Source organism: Pantoea sp. SIMBA_079 (assembly GCF_046940275.1).
GTDB lineage: Bacteria > Pseudomonadota > Gammaproteobacteria > Enterobacterales > Enterobacteriaceae > Pantoea > Pantoea borealis.
The window spans coordinates 1-237 of sequence record NZ_JAWRYR010000895.1 but is presented as its reverse complement, the minus strand read 5'-3'; the positions used below and the strand labels follow the sequence as shown (position 1 = coordinate 237).

The 237-nt window shown below is 53.6% G+C and carries 1 pseudogene; it reads right to left on the bottom strand.

Going from position 1 to position 237, the window contains the following annotated elements:
- Positions 1-237, bottom strand: a pseudogene (locus SB719_RS22520) (DUF533 domain-containing protein); the annotation flags it as partial.

Below are 237 nucleotides of genomic sequence, written 5' to 3'. Positions count from 1 at the left end.
AACTGCGGTTCGTCCTGATGCGCCGCGCGAATTTTATCTTTGTATTTATTCCACAGCACCGTACCCGCTACCGCTCCGCCGCCAACCAGTAACGCGTTGGTGCCATATTTCGTAAGAAGTTTACGTGCTGATTTATTTGCGACCAGCAGCCCAGCCAGTCCGCCTAATGCGCCTGGCACTAACAGTTTGCCCAATCCCTGATCCGCAGACGAGGAGGTAGAAGAACTGCTTTGCCCA